This is a genomic window from Neisseria sp. HMSC067G12 (genome assembly GCF_001812725.1).
Taxonomy (GTDB): domain Bacteria; phylum Pseudomonadota; class Gammaproteobacteria; order Burkholderiales; family Neisseriaceae; genus Neisseria; species Neisseria perflava.
Genome location: NZ_KV810226.1, coordinates 125,753 through 143,107, shown reverse-complemented (window position 1 = coordinate 143,107; position 17,355 = coordinate 125,753). Strand labels below are relative to the sequence as shown.

General features: G+C 49.0%; 19 protein-coding genes. 7 read left to right on the top strand and 12 right to left on the bottom strand.

Annotation, left to right across the window (positions count from 1 at the left end):
- Window positions 1-251: 251 nt before the first annotated feature.
- The 5 genes from hemB to ybaK form a co-directional block, all read right to left on the bottom strand.
- Window positions 252-1,253 carry a porphobilinogen synthase gene (gene hemB, locus HMPREF2871_RS10665; RefSeq protein ID WP_003683488.1) on the bottom strand — a complete coding sequence of 334 codons (1,002 nt, stop codon included), beginning with the start codon at window positions 1,251-1,253 and terminating at the stop codon, window positions 252-254.
- Window positions 1,254-1,285: 32 nt separating this feature from the next.
- Entirely contained in the window at window positions 1,286-1,996 is a 711-nt protein-coding gene (locus tag HMPREF2871_RS10660; protein ID WP_004519713.1) for a DUF6973 domain-containing protein, read from the bottom strand.
- A 160-nt stretch (window positions 1,997-2,156) separates the two neighbouring features.
- Window positions 2,157-3,029 (bottom strand): DMT family transporter, encoded by an 873-nt coding sequence (locus tag HMPREF2871_RS10655; RefSeq protein ID WP_049344792.1) that lies wholly within the window; start codon window positions 3,027-3,029, stop codon window positions 2,157-2,159.
- Window positions 3,030-3,032: 3 nt separating this feature from the next.
- Complete coding sequence (locus HMPREF2871_RS10650) at window positions 3,033-3,620, bottom strand: DnaJ domain-containing protein (RefSeq protein ID WP_004519715.1); 588 nt, start codon at window positions 3,618-3,620, stop codon at window positions 3,033-3,035.
- A gap of 15 nt (window positions 3,621-3,635) precedes the next feature.
- Window positions 3,636-4,121: a Cys-tRNA(Pro) deacylase gene (gene ybaK / locus HMPREF2871_RS10645; RefSeq protein ID WP_004519716.1), complete on the bottom strand. Its 486-nt coding sequence runs from the start codon at window positions 4,119-4,121 to the stop codon at window positions 3,636-3,638.
- A 99-nt stretch (window positions 4,122-4,220) separates the two neighbouring features.
- Here ybaK and HMPREF2871_RS10640 point away from each other — a divergent pair, with 99 nt between their 5' ends.
- Together HMPREF2871_RS10640 and ttcA are read left to right on the top strand one after the other, a co-directional pair.
- Window positions 4,221-4,574 carry a RidA family protein gene (locus tag HMPREF2871_RS10640; protein WP_004519717.1) on the top strand — a complete coding sequence of 118 codons (354 nt, stop codon included), beginning with the start codon at window positions 4,221-4,223 and terminating at the stop codon, window positions 4,572-4,574.
- A gap of 128 nt (window positions 4,575-4,702) precedes the next feature.
- Entirely contained in the window at window positions 4,703-5,662 is a 960-nt protein-coding gene (gene ttcA, locus HMPREF2871_RS10635; protein WP_004519719.1) for a tRNA 2-thiocytidine(32) synthetase TtcA, read from the top strand.
- A gap of 91 nt (window positions 5,663-5,753) precedes the next feature.
- Here the strand turns inward: ttcA and HMPREF2871_RS10630 are convergent, their stop codons facing one another.
- Window positions 5,754-6,374, bottom strand: coding sequence for a TetR/AcrR family transcriptional regulator (locus HMPREF2871_RS10630; RefSeq protein WP_049344791.1), 621 nt, complete (start codon window positions 6,372-6,374; stop codon window positions 5,754-5,756).
- 395 nt (window positions 6,375-6,769) lie between these two features.
- On the opposite strand from HMPREF2871_RS10630, the gene HMPREF2871_RS10625 reads away from it, so the two are divergent.
- From HMPREF2871_RS10625 to HMPREF2871_RS10610, 4 genes are all read left to right on the top strand, one after another.
- The gene (locus HMPREF2871_RS10625) at window positions 6,770-8,815 is read left to right on the top strand and encodes a TonB-dependent receptor (protein ID WP_070629609.1); all 2,046 of its coding nucleotides are present in this window, start codon (window positions 6,770-6,772) and stop codon (window positions 8,813-8,815) included.
- 96 nt (window positions 8,816-8,911) lie between these two features.
- Window positions 8,912-9,310, top strand: coding sequence for a hypothetical protein (locus HMPREF2871_RS10620; protein ID WP_004519722.1), 399 nt, complete (start codon window positions 8,912-8,914; stop codon window positions 9,308-9,310).
- A 100-nt stretch (window positions 9,311-9,410) separates the two neighbouring features.
- Window positions 9,411-10,646: an MFS transporter gene (locus HMPREF2871_RS10615; RefSeq protein WP_004519723.1), complete on the top strand. Its 1,236-nt coding sequence runs from the start codon at window positions 9,411-9,413 to the stop codon at window positions 10,644-10,646.
- Between the two features lie 143 nt (window positions 10,647-10,789).
- The gene (locus HMPREF2871_RS10610; protein WP_003746916.1) at window positions 10,790-11,278 is read left to right on the top strand and encodes a DUF456 domain-containing protein; all 489 of its coding nucleotides are present in this window, start codon (window positions 10,790-10,792) and stop codon (window positions 11,276-11,278) included.
- Between the two features lie 60 nt (window positions 11,279-11,338).
- Here HMPREF2871_RS10610 and HMPREF2871_RS10605 read toward each other — a convergent pair whose 3' ends face one another.
- The 6 genes from HMPREF2871_RS10605 to HMPREF2871_RS10580 form a co-directional block, all read right to left on the bottom strand.
- Complete coding sequence (locus HMPREF2871_RS10605; protein ID WP_004519725.1) at window positions 11,339-11,998, bottom strand: YecA family protein; 660 nt, start codon at window positions 11,996-11,998, stop codon at window positions 11,339-11,341.
- Between the two features lie 34 nt (window positions 11,999-12,032).
- The gene (locus HMPREF2871_RS10600) at window positions 12,033-12,824 is read right to left on the bottom strand and encodes a TrmH family RNA methyltransferase (RefSeq protein ID WP_004519726.1); all 792 of its coding nucleotides are present in this window, start codon (window positions 12,822-12,824) and stop codon (window positions 12,033-12,035) included.
- Window positions 12,825-12,942: 118 nt separating this feature from the next.
- Window positions 12,943-13,491, bottom strand: coding sequence for a sigma-E factor negative regulatory protein (locus HMPREF2871_RS10595; RefSeq protein ID WP_039862135.1), 549 nt, complete (start codon window positions 13,489-13,491; stop codon window positions 12,943-12,945).
- 5 nt (window positions 13,492-13,496) lie between these two features.
- On the bottom strand, window positions 13,497-14,096 hold the full coding sequence (rpoE, locus tag HMPREF2871_RS10590; RefSeq protein WP_004519728.1) for an RNA polymerase sigma factor RpoE: 600 nt from the start codon (window positions 14,094-14,096) through the stop codon (window positions 13,497-13,499).
- Window positions 14,097-14,315: 219 nt separating this feature from the next.
- Window positions 14,316-15,641 carry a tRNA lysidine(34) synthetase TilS gene (gene tilS, locus HMPREF2871_RS10585; RefSeq protein WP_004519729.1) on the bottom strand — a complete coding sequence of 442 codons (1,326 nt, stop codon included), beginning with the start codon at window positions 15,639-15,641 and terminating at the stop codon, window positions 14,316-14,318.
- An 88-nt stretch (window positions 15,642-15,729) separates the two neighbouring features.
- A complete protein-coding gene (locus tag HMPREF2871_RS10580) occupies window positions 15,730-16,689 on the bottom strand; it encodes an acetyl-CoA carboxylase carboxyltransferase subunit alpha (RefSeq protein WP_004519730.1) in 960 nt (319 codons plus the stop codon).
- A gap of 204 nt (window positions 16,690-16,893) precedes the next feature.
- Between HMPREF2871_RS10580 and HMPREF2871_RS10575 the strand changes: the two genes are divergently transcribed.
- A complete protein-coding gene (locus tag HMPREF2871_RS10575; RefSeq protein ID WP_003679090.1) occupies window positions 16,894-17,295 on the top strand; it encodes an RNA-binding S4 domain-containing protein in 402 nt (133 codons plus the stop codon).
- The last annotated feature ends 60 nt before the right edge of the window (window positions 17,296-17,355 follow it).

Sequence of the window (17,355 nt, the reverse complement as noted above, 5' to 3'; positions counted from 1 at the left end):
ATAACATTATTAGAAGTATAAGATTTTGCATATTCTAGTCGCAAACAACATTGGAATTCACATTTAAATCATATAAGGCCGTCTGAAAAATCAGGGGACTATTTTTTCAGACGGCCTTTGTTTATGCAAAACTCTTTAGATTTTCAAAAAATAAACCTTAGTCGGGCCCTATTGAGCCAATCTTAAGTAATACAAAAAAGCGGCTAAACAGGATAAACACTGTTTGCCGCTTTTTAATTTATTTCTTTATTTTACTTCTTCAACAATTTTGCCGCTTCAATCGCGTAGTAAGTCAAAATACCATCGGCGCCAGCACGTTTGAATGCCAATAAGCTTTCCAAAATGGTTTTTTCGCCATCCAGCCAACCGTTTTGAATGGCAGCCTGAAGCATGGCATATTCGCCGGAAACTTGGTAAGCATACGTCGGTACGCCGAATTCGTCTTTGACTCGGCGGACGACATCCAGATACGGCAGACCCGGTTTTACCATAACCATGTCTGCGCCCTCTTGAATATCCAATGCTACTTCGTGCAAGGCTTCGTTAGTATTTGCAGGATCCATTTGGTAGGTTTTCTTGTCTGCCTTACCCAGATTGCCGGAACTACCGACGGCATCGCGGAACGGGCCATAGAACGCTGAAGCATATTTTGCCGAATACGCCATAATGCGCGTATGGATATGTCCGGCATCTTCTAAGGCTTCACGGATGGCAAGAATACGTCCGTCCATCATGTCTGACGGGGCAATGACTTGTGCGCCTGCATCGGCATGACACAAAGCCTGTTTTACCAAAACTTCAATGGTTTCATCGTTGAGGACATAGCCATTTTCATCGGTTAAACCGTCTTGACCGTGAATGGTGTAGGGATCCAAGGCAACGTCGGTCATGATACCCAGCTCTGGGAATTTCTCGCGCAGGGTTCGTACTACTGTCGGCACCAAGCCTTCAGGATTATAAGCTTCCTCCGCAAACTCGGTTTTGTTTTGCGTTACCACGGGAAACAAAGCCAGCATAGGAATGCCGAGCTTCAGTGCTTCTTCAGCAGTGAACAACAATTTGTCCAAACTTTGGCGTTTGACACCCGGCATGGATGGGACTGCCTCTTCCTGATTCTGGCCTTCCAATACAAAAACCGGATAGATCAAATCATCTGCCGTCAAAGTATGCTCGCGCATCAGACGACGTGAAAAATCATCTTTACGCATACGGCGCATACGGGTGTTTGAGACATAACGCGGAGGGAAATTCATAACAATTGCCTTTCAATAATGAAGTCTTAAAATCAGTCTTCGACTTGACGTATGGCTTTGACCGAACGTTTGATTTCGCTGAACGTACCGGTTTTATAACTATTACGTTCCTGTTCGGTCATACCGTTTTGATCCAATTTGGCGATATTTTTCAATGCCTCGGCATACTGGCCGTCTGAAAGTTTTTCCTGTTTGATGCGCCAACGGTTGTTCACTTCGGAAGCCGTCCATAAGCCTACTTTGTTGTAGTAGAACAAAATGCTTGCCGCCAGCGTCTTCATATCGCTGTCGGGTTTGGCACTGCCGATACTGCGGCCGATACGGTTATTACGTTGATCGACTGCCTGGTCGGCAAGGTAGCGGCTGAAGTAGTCGTCTTTACCTTCTCGCAACTCCATATCCGTCAGACGCGCATTACCTGCTTTTTCTGCAATAATGCTGTCGAATTTAGAAGCAATCGCCGCCTGCCACAATGCTTGGCGTACGGCATTGACCTGTGTTCCCCTGCTGTCGCCGTTTGCTTTGTCGTCCAAACCTGTACGCTCGGCAAAGCGTGTGGCATTACTGGTCATATTGATTAAGCCTTCGTCTTCCATCCCGATAACTTGGGCGGCCACGGGATGGTTAAGCGCGAATTGAGCCATTTTACTGCGGCGGCTTTGATCTTCCTGATACGATTGGCAACCGGACAATACCAGCATGCCGAAAACGGCGCATTGAATGTGTTTTTTAATATGTTTCATGATGTAACTATCGATATTATTGTGTGAGTTCAACTTCTTTGTTTAACATAGAAACGCCCGTAAGCGCAAAATAATTTCCACACGGCCAAATCAGCGCATGAATGGCTATTTTATAATAAAAATAAGGCCGTCTGAAAACTTTCAGACGGCCTGAGTATTTTTAACCCAGTAAGCTGCGAATCTGCGGCCAATAAAACAGGCAGGCTATCGAGCAAATAGCAATACTGATACCGGCTGCATTAATGCTGCTGATTTTTTCCTTAAATATTGCCGCACCGATCAGCGTACCCAAAACAATCACGCCAATATTCATACCGGCAAAGACCAAGGTTGGATTATCCTTCATGATTTGGTGTGCCGAGATGTAGGTAACAATATTCAAAAAGTTCAGACAGCCCAAAATCATACCGCCCACTATGCCCTCTTTGGTCCATTTGCTTCCTTTGGCAAACAGGTAGCCAAACATCAAGATACCGGCCAAACAAAACGCCACCAGCAAATTACCGGCAAAAGCGGTACCGCTTTTCGCCACTTGTTTGAACAAAATATCGATGACGCCGTAGCCGCACCAGACGCTCAAAAGCAGCATTACTTGCGTGCTGAAGCCGCCGGATTTCTTGCCGCCATCGCTTTTCCAAAGCAAGAAAAACAGTGCCGTAAATGCCAATACCAAACCGATCAGACGGCCTTCGGTCAACTGCTCATGGAAAAGCGTGAATGAAGCGACAATCGGCAGAAACAGCGATAAGCGTTGTGCCGCGTCCGATTTGACGATACCTGCCGCATCTACGGATTTGCCCATAATGACAAACACGCTTGGCAGCAATATGCCCAAGGCCGCAAAAAGCCACCACGTCGGTAAAAATACCTGCGGATTGCTCAAATCGGGTTTTAACACCAGCATGGTCAAAGTGACGGCAACGATATAATTCACCGCCACCGCCTGCTCGATATTGATTTTTTGCTTGCGCGCCACTTTCAGCAAGACAGACACCAACACGCTGCAAACGATACTTGCCAATAAATATGCCATGCTTTAAAACCATCCTTGATTGGAAACAGGCTTATCTTCATTCAGTTTAATCAGTCCGACGACTACACGGTAAATAAACCAAATGGCAGTTACCAATAAAATCAGCCAACCAATTAAGATCAGTGTAGTAAAAGTTCCCAAAACCGTACCCACTAAAGACACCCAAAATGTCTTAATCAAATAATCGATATGACTGGCGTAAATACTGCCTTGAGCCTCATCGCGTTTAACATACGCCATAATCACACCGACAACGGGGGTAAACAAAATCAATAAGCCCACAGCATATGTAACATAAGCAATAAAAACATAGTTTTTTACGTCAGAGCTGGGCGTGTTGACCACATTTGTCGCCGTATTATTGAAGCTGTTGTCTTTGGCTTCCTGACGCTCGTACTGCATAGCCGCATCATAAGCCAAACGTTTTTCCGGATGAGACAATACTTCAAACGCCTGTCCGATGGCTTTGAAACGCTCCGCATCTTTCTGAATATCCGGATTGGCCACCAATTTGCCGTAAGCTTCGCGGATAACGTTGATATCCGCATCCTGAGATACACCCAAGATTTCGTATAAATTCACTTGTTCCATCTGTATTCCCCTCCTTTACGCGTCCACTGCAACATGAACATCTTGCGGATTAAGCGTCCGCAGGTTTTCAGGCTTCATGCCTACGATAAACCCACGTTTGCCGCCATTGATAAAAATCTCGTCCAAAGCCCAAATACTTTCTTCCACATAAACCGGCAACGCGGTTTTCATACCGAACGGCGACGTCCCGCCGACCAAATATCCTGTCCATTTCGCCGCCTGATCTGCCGTTGCCGGTTCGATGTGTTTCAAACCCAGTTCGCGCGCCAGATTGCGGGTGGAAATATGTTTGTCACCGTGCATTAAAACAACCAAACCTTTTTTATGCTCATCCTGCAAAACAATCGTTTTGATGACCTGATGCTCGGGCTTGCCCGTACATTCGGCAAAACGCGCCGTACCACCATGTTCTTCATATGCGTAAACATAAGGGACAAAATCGATTTTCTTACTGCGTAAAAAGCGTACTGCCTGCGTAACCGGATATTCTGCTTTACTCATGGGTTGTTTTCCGCCATCCTTTTCAGACAGCCCCTCTTAAATGTGGAACGTAAACAGTCGCAATGTTACCATACCTTCTTTTTGAAATCAGGAGACAACATGGACATCCGCTATCTTGGCACAAGCAAACGCTATTCGGAAGCCGTCGTGGCCAACGGCTTGGTTTTCCTCTCCGGCATGGTTCCCGAAAATCCTGAAGCCGATGCCAAAGCGCAAACTGAAAATGTTTTGGCGCAAATCGATTCATGGCTCACCCAATGCCAATCCAACAAAGCCCACATTTTAGAAGCCACCATCTATCTGCCCGATATGAACGACTACGCCGCTATGAATGAAGCCTGGGACGCATGGACAGCGCCCGAACGCGCTCCGGCCCGCGCCTGCGTGGAGGCGAAACTGGCTTCGCCCGACTGGAAGGTTGAAATCAAAATCACCGCCCTTCAAATCAAATAAAGCACAAATATCAGGCCGTCTGAAAACGCCGCTTCAACCAAGCAGGCGCAGTTTTTCAGACGACCTTTATTCTTTTGCGGTACAATACCGCCCTTAAATTTTTCTATTATTTCAAAGCACAAACAGCCATGTCCAAAAAAACCAAGCAAGAATTAGAAAACAACAAACTCAGCAAACGCCTGCGCCACGCTGTCGGCGATGCGATTAACGATTTCAACATGATCGAACCGGGCGACAAAATCATGGTCTGCCTCTCAGGCGGCAAAGACAGCTACGCCCTTTTAGACATTCTGCGCCAGCTTCAAGCCAGCGCGCCGATTGATTTCGAACTGGTCGCCGTCAATCTCGACCAAAAGCAGCCGGGCTTCCCCGAAGAAGTATTGCCAACCTATCTCGAAAGCATCGGCGTTCCCTATAAAATCGTTGAAGAAGACACTTATTCCACCGTCAAACGCGTGTTGGACGAAGGCAAAACGACTTGTTCGCTGTGCAGCCGCCTGCGCCGCGGCATCCTCTACCGCACCGCAAAAGAATTGGGCTGCACCAAAATTGCCTTAGGACACCACCGCGACGACATTCTTGCCACTATGTTCCTGAATATGTTCTACGGCGGCAAACTCAAAGCCATGCCTCCCAAACTAGTCAGCGACAACGGCGAACACATTGTCATCCGTCCTCTGGCGTATGTCAAAGAGAAGGACTTGATCAAATACGCCGAGCTGAAGCAATTCCCAATTATTCCATGCAACCTCTGCGGCTCTCAGCCCAACCTGCAACGCCAAGTCATCGGTGACATGCTGCGCGATTGGGACAAACGTTTCCCCGGCCGTATTGAGTCTATGTTCTCCGCGCTACAAAACGTCGTTCCATCACATTTGGCCGATACCGAACTTTTCGACTTTGTCGGCTTGGAACGCGGTCAAAGCCTGAAACACGGCGGCGACTTGGCATTTGACAGCGAAAAAATGCCGGAACGTTTCTCCGACGGCAGCGAAGAAGACGAAAGCGAAATCAAAATCGAGCCGCAAAAAGCTGAACGTAAAGTCATCAATATTTTGGCAAACAAACCCAAAACCTGCGGTTTATAATTCCATTTAATTTTCAGACGGCCTTTTGGTAGCTATTTACCGAAAGGCCGTCTGAATATTCATATTTGAAATTTTTTCTATTCTTTTTTATCTATTCTTTCCCTGACAAACCGTGCAGCAGCAACCCCAATATATCCTGCGGCAGCTTTTGTGGTGCAGCGGTATAAAGTGCAGTCAGTTGCGGATGGTACATCAATATATCTGCCTGACGGATGAACAGGTCAATGAGCTCCACCGGCAAATCGGGCTGAATCAGGCGGCGTTGTTGTAGAGTATGGAAGAAGCCGCGCATAAAAGCGTATTTTTCTTCGTTCAATTCGTGGAAAAATCGCTCCAGCTCCAAATCGGTGTTCTCTTCAATGTCGCGCAGGAAAGCGGCGGAATAAAGTTCTTCAAACGATTGTTTTTGCAAGACAAACACAGCCTCGGCGGCTTCGCGCAGGCTGCATTGCCGTTCAAGCAGATTTTCAAATTCGGCACGGACGCGGTTTTTCTGCTCGGTAACAATTTCCTGCAAGAGTGCGTTTTTACCGCTGTAATATTTGTAAAAAGTGACGCGGCTGACGCTGGCCTCGGCGCAGATACTGCCTACGAATACGGCGGAAAAGCCATGTTCGCGGAATAGGCGGCGGGCGGTGTCGGCGATGGTTTGTTGTTTGCTGGCAGTCATGACGGTAAGAAGATTTTGATTTTGTTCATAAAGGTTTTTCATTAAAGTTATCCGCAAGTCGGATACTCATCATATTTCCCCACAGCGGCAATGGCAATATAACGGCTTTCAGACGGCCTCTTTCCTTATCCTTCCGCTCCGCCCTACGAATGAGGACTATCGGATGCTTGGCAGGCCAAATTCATGAAGATTACAGAATCTGCCTCCTCCAACCTTCTCCCAAAAATAGGAGAGGGATTTTTTTGGATGATTCACAAGATAAGAGGGAAGTAAAGTGAATGATAAACACTTGCATTCCTGTTTCTTATTTCTTATACTTTACATTAATAGTTTGTTTTATGTAAATGTGTAAATACAAATATTTGCATACTGACGGAGCAATTGGATTACCTGATGTTCAATCCACCCCGACGTATGCCGTCTGAAAGGATAAGGAAATGCAGAAACACACCCTCCGCCGCCTCCCCCTATTGATTGCCGCCGCTTTCGCCTCCGAATGGATTTATGCCACCGATGCGGTGCAAGATGCGGAACAGGTGCAGTTGGAAGAAGTCGTCGTCACCGGCGAACGCACCAACCGCAACGGCTTTGAAACCGCCACGTCCAACCGCGTTTTCTCCACGCCGAACATCGACCGCAGCGGCCACAATCTTTCCGCAACCGACCTGATCAAACAGACTGTGAACACGGTGGACTTGGGCAGCGGCAACGATTTGCCGACCGTGCGAGGCGTGGACGGCTCCGGCCCTGCCGTCGGCGCGGTAGCGTTCTTTGCGGGCACGCGGCCGCGCCTGAACCTGTCCATAGACGGCCGCTCCGCCACTTACAACGAATACGCCTTCGGCACGCAATCGCTGTGGGACATGCAGCAGGTGGAAGTCTTGCGCGGGCCGCAAAGCCATGTGCGCGGGCAGAACGCGGTGGCGGGCGCGGTGGTGATGCGTTCCAAAGACCCGACCGACGAATGGGAAGGCGCGCTACGCTTGGGTTTGGGCAACCAGAAAACGCGCAACATCGCCGGCGTAGTGTCCGGCCCGATTGTGAAAAACAACCTTGCCTTCAGATTGAGCGCGGAACGGCAGCAACGCGAAAGCTACGAGCCGTTCGTGTCCTACGAGCCAACCGGCAATCAGCGCCGCGTGGAAAACACCAACGTGCGCTTCAAACTTCTGCTCACGCCCGAAAACCATCCCGATTTTTACAGCCGCCTGACGCTGAACCACATCCGTTCGCGCGCGCCGCAAAACGAAATCATGGGCAACACTGCCAGCCGCCGTTTTTTAAAAGAAAAACCCGTGTTCGTAACCGGCTCGACATCGGGCATCTGGGACGTATCGTGGCAGCTTAACGACTATCTGAAACTGGAAAACAAACTGGTTTACGGCCGCTACCACAACGAGCGGCTGCACCTGCCAATGACCGTCAGCCCGCAAGGCGTGCCCGCCGAACTCAAAGGCCGCGAACTGCAATGGGAGCCGGTATTGCATTTTTCAAACAAAGGCCGTCTGAAAGGCCTTGTCGGACTGCACTACTTCCGCAGCAAACAAGACGAATGGGTGGACATCCGCAGTGTCGGCGGCCGCAACACCTTTGACGACCGCAACAGCGTACGCGCCCTGTTTGCCGAAACCACATACAGCCCCAGCGAAAAATGGGACATCACGGCCGCCGCCCGCCTTGAAAAAGAAACGCACAAAAGAAGCGGCGGCAGCGGCGCACTGCACCTTAATTTAGACAAAGGCCAGACCGTGTTCCTGCCCAAAATCGACATTGCCTTCAAACCCACCGACCAATGGGTCAGCGGCATCAAAGCCGCACGCGGCTACAACCCCGGCGGCGCGGGCATCACCTTCGGCCGCCCCGTCGTAACCTACACTTATGAACCCGAATATGTGAACAACTACGAGTGGTACACCCGCTGGCGCAGCGCAGACCGCCGCCTGCAACTCTCCGGCAACCTGTTCCTGAACCACTACCGCGACATGCAGCTCCCCTTCTATCTCGGTACCAACTCCGTCGTCATCCGCAACGCCAAAAAAGTCCATACCTACGGCGCGGAACTTGCCGCCGACTGGCAGGCGACCGACAGCCTGAAACTCACCACCGGACTGGGGCTGCTCAACACCAAAATCAAAAGCTATCCCGACAGCGGCATCGAAGGCAACAAACTCGGCCGCGCGCCCAAATACACCGCCAACATCGGCGTGAAATACCTGAACGACAAAGGCTGGGAAGCCGGCGGCGACGTGCGCTTCTACGGCGGCTACTACTCCGCCGCCGATAATGCCGAATCGGGCAAAATCGGCGCATACAACCAAGTCAATCTCTACACCGCCTACAACTTCAAACAAGGCCGCGTCTCACTCTACGCCGACAACGTGCTCAACCGCCGCCAACCCATATTCATTTCCAGCGCCGACCGCCAAGACGCGCTCTACCAACGCCCCAGAAGCGTGGGCGTGAGTGCGGAATGGAAGTTTTAAATGAAGCTGAAATGATAGAGGCCGTCTGAAAAAACATAGGTCGGACATTTATGCCCGGCCTACCGTTTATTCCTCCAAAACACCCAAAGGAATCCCATGCACTACTTCACCCCCGCCAAAACCCTGCCCGAAGGCACCATCTACCTGACCGACCTGACCCACGTCGCCGACTTCGCCGGCTGGCTGACCGAATTCGAAACCCTGTTAAACCAAAACCCCCGCTTCGCCACCGTCTGCACCCCGATGCGGCGGCAGGTAAGCGACGAACAGCGCATTGCCGACCGTAAAACTTACATCGAATGGATAAAGGCACATCGGCCGCAACTGTCCGAACGCTGCGCCGCCATGCTCCTTATCGAACCCGACGCGGCACAACTGGCGTTATTCCGCGAACAATCGTCCAAACTCGGCCCCGCGCTGGGCGTGAACTACATCGTTGAAGCAGATGAAACAACCGCCCTACTTCGCGCAGAAGAAGCGTTGAAGGCCGTCTGAAAAGATACTAAACCTATTTAAATACAAATCAAGTATTACCACCCAATATGTTCAGACGGCCTTGTCCCTTTATTTGCCTCATCTTCAAAAGAATCATGTGATGTCCGACAATCAGACTTCCCCAAACTCACGCGACTGGCTGCTGCTTATCGGCGGCAGCACTTACAAATTCACGCTAACCGGTTTTTATCTGGTCGCACTGGTCGCTATTTTGAAAAATCACGGTTATAGCCTGAATCAACTGAGCTGGATTCATTTAATCGGCAGTATCGAAGCAGCGAAGGTATTGTTTGCCGCACTGATGGAACGGCGGCCGGCGGGGCGGTTCGGGCGGTTTCGCGGCTGGCTGCTGGCGGCGACGCTGGGACTTTCGGCAGTGTTCGGGCTGATGGCCTGTACCGACATAACGCAGAACTTCGCGCTGCTTTTGACCTGCTGCGTACTGCTCTCGGCGATGTCGGCGGTGTACGGCTGCGCGATGCTGGGTTTGTCATGCATCGTCCTGCCGCACCGCGAACGCGGTTTCGGCGGCGTGATTCAAACGATGGCCGCACGCGGCGGCAAAATGATCGGCGGCGCGCTGGTATTGTGGCTGTATCAGGAATACGGACAGACGGCGGCGGCTGGCTTTATGCTGGCGTTCAGCCTGCTGATGTTGCTGCAACTCTTGTACTACCGCGAGCCGGAAAGTCCGACTGCGCAAGGTAGTTGGACGGCGTTGGCAACGCGGCTAGTTTCTTTTTGGCAGCAACCTGAAACGGGCTGGCGGTGGCTGGTTTTGCTGTTTGCCGTTGCCGTACCGTATGCGTTTATGGCGGCAACCTTTGTGCCCAAGCTGGCGGATTTGGGCTTCAACCCGAAGCAGACGGGCGGGATTCTGGCGGTGGGCATTCCTGTTGCCTGCCTGATTGTAACGCCGCTGTCGGGCTGGTTTTCGCGCAATTATCCGCGCCGCAAACTCGTATTCCTGCTCTACGCGCTGCAACTGCCGCTTTTGGTGTCCATGACCGCCATCGATACGCTCGCACGTGCCCACCCTTGGCTGCCGCCCGCGCAAATCATCGCCCTGAGCCTGAGCTACACGCTGCTGCTGCCGGTGATACTGGCGTTGGTGATGGACAAATCAGACCGCGCCACCGCTGCACTCGACAGCAGCCTGCAATTTTCCGTCGTCCTGCTCGGCAGTTACGCAGCCGGTTTCGCCGCCCTACGGCTGGCAAAGGCTATTGGTTATACAGATGCGTATTGGGTTGCAGTGTACTTAGCCGTATTGGTAGGCCTGCTTTTATATTTGAATAGAAATTTATTCAATCATTCAGAACATGATTCACAATAATTCGCTTAGATATTTATCCATCAATTTTAATTGAGCGCGCCTCCGGATAATTTTTCATTTTATTGCACAATCTCTCATGAAAATATAACAAAACGTGCCCATAATACTGCCGTTATTACACTCTTAAATTTAAAAGGAACCTCATGACTGCTGTTCTCATCGTTCTCGGCTTGATCGCCATTGTTGTCGGTATTTTAGGCACTATTTATCCTGCCTTGCCCGGATTGGGTTTGATGTTTGGTGGTGCATGGCTGTTGGGTTATGCCGGCGATTATCAAGTGTTTGGCTCGGGTACGCTGACCTTTTTGGCTATCGTTGCCGTATTCGGTACTGCAATGGACTATGTGGCGGGCGCATTGGGTGCAAAATATACCGGCGCAAGCAAAACCGCGGTTTGGGGCGCGTTTATCGGCGGCATTGTCGGCGCATTCTTCTCTATTCCGGGCCTGTTGCTCGGCCCGTTGGCAGGCGCGGCCATCGGCGAATTTATCGCACGCAAAGACACATGGCAGGCAGGCAAAGTCGGTATCGGTACGTTTATCGGCTTTATCATTGGCACAGTAGCCAAAATCGGCTGCGCATTAACCATTGCGTTAACCATCCTGTTTGTTTGGTTGGCCTCGTTGTTCTAAGACAAAACATTAAAGGCCGTCTAAATTTCAAGCATTCAGACGGCCTTTTCATTTCACTGTTTATTTGCCGCAGCAGGCTTTGTACTTTTTACCGCTACCACACGGGCAAGGATCGTTGCGCCCCACTTTTTCGCCTTCGCGGCGGACGGTTTGTGGCTTATTGATGATGGCCTGCCAGTACCAGTAAATATCAAGCAGGACATGCGGCAAATCAGATTCCAGCTGGGTCAGCTCTTTTTCATTCAGATGCAAGATGACTTCGCCGTTTTCCTCATCGTCATAGATACCGCCCAAAGCCATAATCGGATAGAACAAATCTTCAAACTCTTCCTGATCGACTGCTTCAAACCAATCGGTAGGCACAATATCCAGTGCGTAAAGATAGGCGTTACACCAAGTGTAGAAATCCGGATTGCCGGCTTCATCTTCATAAAACCACAAATCAGGCAAAATCTTCTCGTCGAGCTTCATGCGCATATCAGCAGCCATTGCCATTACCAAACGCTCGATTTCGGTGCGCTCTTTAGCATCAAACAAAGATTCTTCACCCAAAATCTCAGGCAGCCAGTTGGTCGGGTTCAAAGCATCCGGACCGCTCAATAAAGCCATCATAAAACCTTGAACCTCATCACAACGCATGGTGTTGTGGGCTTCGGATTTGGCATCCAGCAATTCCATCAAGCGGCTGCGTGCCGCTTCATCAAAAGTCAGTATTTGCATTTTTGTTCCTTAAAATAAAATCGTATTATTGTTTTCAGACGGCCTGGGCATGGATACGCTGCCGCATTTGTTCAAACAGACAAACCGTCGCCGCCATCGCGACATTCAAGGATTCGGTTTGCCCCAACATGGGAATTTTGACACAGGCATCGGCCTTCTCTTTTACCGTTTCACTCACGCCGCTGCCTTCGTTGCCAAACACCCAAGCACAGGGTTGACTGAGGTCCATCTCATACAAACCGATATTGCGACCGCCCAAGGCAGTTGCCCAAATTTGATGCTGATACGTTTCCATCCAAGCTGATAATTCCACTCGGCTGAAAATAGACAGCAGAAAATGCGCGCCCATCCCCGCTCGCAACACTTTGGGCGACCAGATATCCACGGAATCATTGCTGCACACAATTTGCCTGACTCCGGCAGCCGCTGCGCTGCGCAAAATCGTCCCAGCATTGCCTGGGTCTTGTACCCGCTCCAATACCACGCAATCGCCGTCTGAAGGCAAGCCTGCCTGCTGCGGAATATCAATCCAAGTCATCACATCATCGGCATCGGTCAGACTGGTGATTTTAGACAGCGCTTCGTTACCGACCCAAGTAATCAATCCCTCGTCCAACTGCGCCGTAATTTCTTGAATTTCAATATGTTGCTGTTTCTTTTCAGGCAGATAAACCTGTTTGGGCGTACCTCCGCTTTGCAAATAAGTTTGCAGCAAATGTACGCCTTCCAATACGGTTTCACCGCTTTCACGCCTTGCTTTGGCCTGCGTCAGCAGACGGAATAAATGTTTGAGCTGTTCGTTTTGAGCAGAGGTAATCAGTTTCATGGAGCGCATTATAACTGTTTTGACTTCGTTGAAGCTATGCTTTCAGACGGCCTAACGGTTTTACTACGAAAATAAAAAACCCTTGCAATAAAGCAAGGGTTTCACATGATTTCATTTTTTACTGCACAACAGTCTGCTGCTCATTTTGCTGCTCGGTGCGAACAGTAGGACGGTTTTCAAGTTTGCCGTCTTTTGCCGCATTCGGTACAACAGTCTCGCCAGGCTCAGAAGCCGCTTTATCACTAGGCGTACCGCTTACCGGAATGATATTTTGGGCAGGCTGAGTATTAGACTTCTCTGCAACCGGCATAGCGTCACGAGAAGATTGCGGTGTAAATTGCCATACTGCAACAGCAATCGCACACACACTGGCAGCAGCTGCGAAGAATTTGAAGAAGCCGCTATTAGCCGCTTCACGCTGGGCATATTTTTCCTGTTTGCCTTCAGCTTCGGCTTGAGGCACTGTAAATGCTTTGCTTTGCATGGTTTCACCGGCAACACTTGCCGCTGCACCCTGACGGATACAGTCGCCGATAATGTGGTACTCATGCCAAGCGCGCATAGCTTCCTCGTCTGCCAATACGGCATCCAGCATCTCATCAGTCAATGCTTCACCGTCCATCAATGCAGACACATACTCCAATGCTTTATTTGTTTTTTCGTTCATTTTTATTACCACCTTTGATCTTCAGAAGTATCCAACAGCGGCCGCAAATCTTTTGCAATCAGTTCACGCGCTCTGAAAATACGCGAACGTACAGTACCTATCGGACAATCCACTACCCGAGCTATTTCTTCATAAGACAAGCCATCCATTTCCCTAAGCGTAATGGCTTGACGCATATCGTCTGGCAGTTGCGCAATGCTTGCTTCGACGGTCTGCAAGATTTCCCGATTCATCATTTCAGCTTCCGGCGTATGGTAATCCGCAATCTGATCGGTTAAATCAAGAACATCTCCCTCCTCATTGGCTGCTTCCGAACTGACAAAAAACTGGCGACCCGAAGTGGTCAGAAAATTCTTTGCCGTATTGATACCGATACGGTACAGCCATGTATAAAACGCACTCTCACCGCGAAAATTAACCAGCGCACGATAAGCCCTAATCATTGCTTCTTGGGTTACATCGTGCACTTCATGCTCATCCTGAATAAAACGGGAAATCAGTCTGTTTAGCCGACGCTGATACTTGGACATCAGCATCTCGAATGCCTTATGGTCACCTTTCTGCGCGCGCTCCACCAAAACTTGATCTATTTGGCGATCGTTCATACCCAACCTTTAATCGTTTTACTGCTTTAAACCAAAAAATAGTAAAGCGTGCTGTGCACAATAAAGACAGCATCGCTTTGAAATAGTTCCACAAGATTACATTTAATCGCAAAAGTTTATTCGTGCAGATGCTCTAACATAAGCTGTATTGCTTATTATATATACACTTAGCACAAGTAGTTAAATTACTAATACTTACTAAATTTAAAGTTATTCTCTTTACTTTTCTGCTATATATTTGACCAACTTTTCATGAACAGGCAGATAGCCTTCGCCTATTTGAACATCGCTTCCCACCCGAAGATTAACAACAGCAAGGCACTTGTTGCCCATACTTAGGATAATCGGCCAATATTTACGGACGAGTGGCACAATATGACACTCTTGCAATAGTTTTTCGACTGATTTTTCCCTCTGTCCCGACTGAATCACATCACCTTTGACCACACTTCTAAGTACCGCCGGCTTCTCCAACTCCTCTTCCGACAAACCTCCCTTAAACGGTAATAAAACAAAACCATTTTCGAGCAAAATATCTTTCAGACGGCCTTGAACTTCCCTGCCATTACACCAAGGCAGTTTTTGAAACTCACTTTCCTGACAAACAAACAGCTTGTCCCGATATGCGACCAGTTCCCCATCTGGCAAATTCAACTGCGCCTGATCAGCGGTTTCCAATACTCGGGCAAAATCGGCAATACTGTGATAAGAAGGCAATGATTCCGTTTGCTTTCGCAAAAAATACCAAAGCAGTCGACGACGCAAAAGCGGCGTACATTGCCTCCACAGGCTGATGCTGAATATTCCGTTTGGACTAATGCGCTGGTATTCAGACTCAATCAATTCATCTAAAAGCTGCAAATCTTCCTGCAATAATCGAACATTGGCACAAATTTGCTGCTCAAAATTCGGAATACGCTGCTGCCATTGCGGTAAAGCCTGATTTCTCATCCAATTGCGTAAATAGCCGGAGTCTTCATTACTTTCGTCTTCAACAAAAGATAATCCCCACTGTTGCGCATACTCAGCCAATTCCTGACGAGAAAATGCCAAAAGTGGTCGCCAGATTTGAATTTCTTCATTTAAATTACGCCATACAGGCATGGCTGCCATACCGCGTAATCCGCCCCCGCGCACAGCCGACAACATAAATGTTTCGATTTGATCATTGTGGTGATGGGCCAAAACAATAATTTTCCTCAGGCCGTCTGAAAATGCCTGATATCGGGCAGCCCTAGCTGCCGCTTCCAAACCTTTTCCTTGGTTTTGCACATTAACGCGGCACACCCGCAAGGCAACATCCAGACGCTGACAATAATCCTGACAAAATTTTGCCCAACTGTCGGCATTGGTGCTTAAACCGTGATGAACATGAACGGCACGCAAATCAAAATGGCGAAATTCGCGCATCCGATGCAAAAGATGCAGCAGGACGACAGAATCTAATCCGCCACTCAAGCCAACTTCAAAAACAGTATGGTTCGGCAAATCAGGAAAAGCTGTTTGAAAACTTTTAAATAGGGAATCAGGGGATACTTGCGACATTTCAGACGGCCTGAAATTGTGAATGACTCAAAAATAGAACACAAAAAAAGCAAGCAGCGACATCTGCTTGCTTTTTCAGCAGTCAAACTTATTTATCGGTAAATTTACCGTAAGCCATGATGCGGTCAAAACGGCGAGAAAGCAAGTCAGGCATGGTCATACTTTGCGCTTCGCTTAATTGCTGCTCCAAAACGGTTTTAACGTTTTTCATCGTGGTTTCAAAATCACGGTGTGCGCCGCCCAAAGGCTCATCAATCACTTTGTCGATGACATCCAATTCTTGCAGGCGTTTGGCGGTAATACCCAATGCTTGCGCGGCATCTGCTGCTTTTTCAGCAGTTTTCCAAAGAATAGAGGCGCAACCTTCGGGAGAAATCACCGAATAAGTCGAGTATTGCAGCATATTAACATAGTCGCCGACAGCCACTGCCAACGCGCCACCCGAACCACCTTCGCCAATGATGGTGCACAATACCGGCACATGCAGGCGGGTCAGTTCGTACAAATTACGGCCGATGGCTTCAGACTGGCCGCGTTCTTCTGCACCAATGCCCGGATACGCGCCTGGTGTATCGACAAAGGTCATAACTGGAATATTGAATTTTTCGGCAGTCTTCATCAAGCGCAATGCCTTACGGTAACCCTCAGGACGCGGCATACCGAAATTACGGCGGATTTTTTCTTTGGTATCGCGACCTTTTTGATGGCCGATAACCATCACGCTTTGGCCGTTGAAACGCGCCAAACCGCCGACAATGGCATGATCGTCAGAATAATGGCGGTCGCCATGCAACTCTTCAAAATCGGTAAAAATACCGTTGATGTAGTCCAAAGTATAAGGACGTTGCGGATGGCGGGACACTTGTGAAATTTGAGCCGGAGTCAGCTTGCTGAAAATTGACTTGGTCAACTCGCTGCTTTTCTTTTGCAGTCTGGCAATCTCGTCGGAAATATCAACGGCAGATTCGTCTTGTACGAATCGCAACTCGTCAATTTTATTGGTTAATTCGGCGATGGGTTGTTCGAAGTCCAAAAAAACGGGTTTCATAAAACAAAGCTCTCGGTAACGGTTGCTGACATGATACGCTAATCAGACGTATTTGACAGCATTTCTCAAAGGGAAACTGCCATCTTTTGCAATAAAAAATCTTTCAGACGGCCTTTAACAAAGAAATAGTATATCTGCACTAAACTCATGAAGTGCCGTATCTTATGATAAACTTCAATTCAGTTCAATCATTTCAAACAGGCTATGAAAAACGATCATGACAATTCGTCCATGCGCTTGGACAAATGGCTTTGGGCCGCGCGCTTTTTCAAGACCCGCGCGCTGGCACAAAAACATATTGAGCTGGGCAGGGTTTTGGTAAACGGCTCAAAGGTGAAAAACAGCAAAAATATTTCTGCCGGCGACACCATCGACATGACTTTGAACTCCCTTCCCTACAAATTCAAAGTTGCCGCGCTCAATCATCAACGCCGACCGGCACCGGAAGCGCGTTTACTCTACGAAGAAGACATGAAAACGGCTGCCGAACGCGAAGCTCAAAAACAGCTCGACCAAGCCAGCCGCATCAGTGCCGCTTATCCGGACGGACGCCCAACCAAACGCGACCGCCGCCAGCTTGACCGTATGAAACGCGATAGCTGGTAAGCGTCGAATCCATTATTTCAGACGGCCCCATATCCATGCCGTCTGAAAACCAAAAACAGG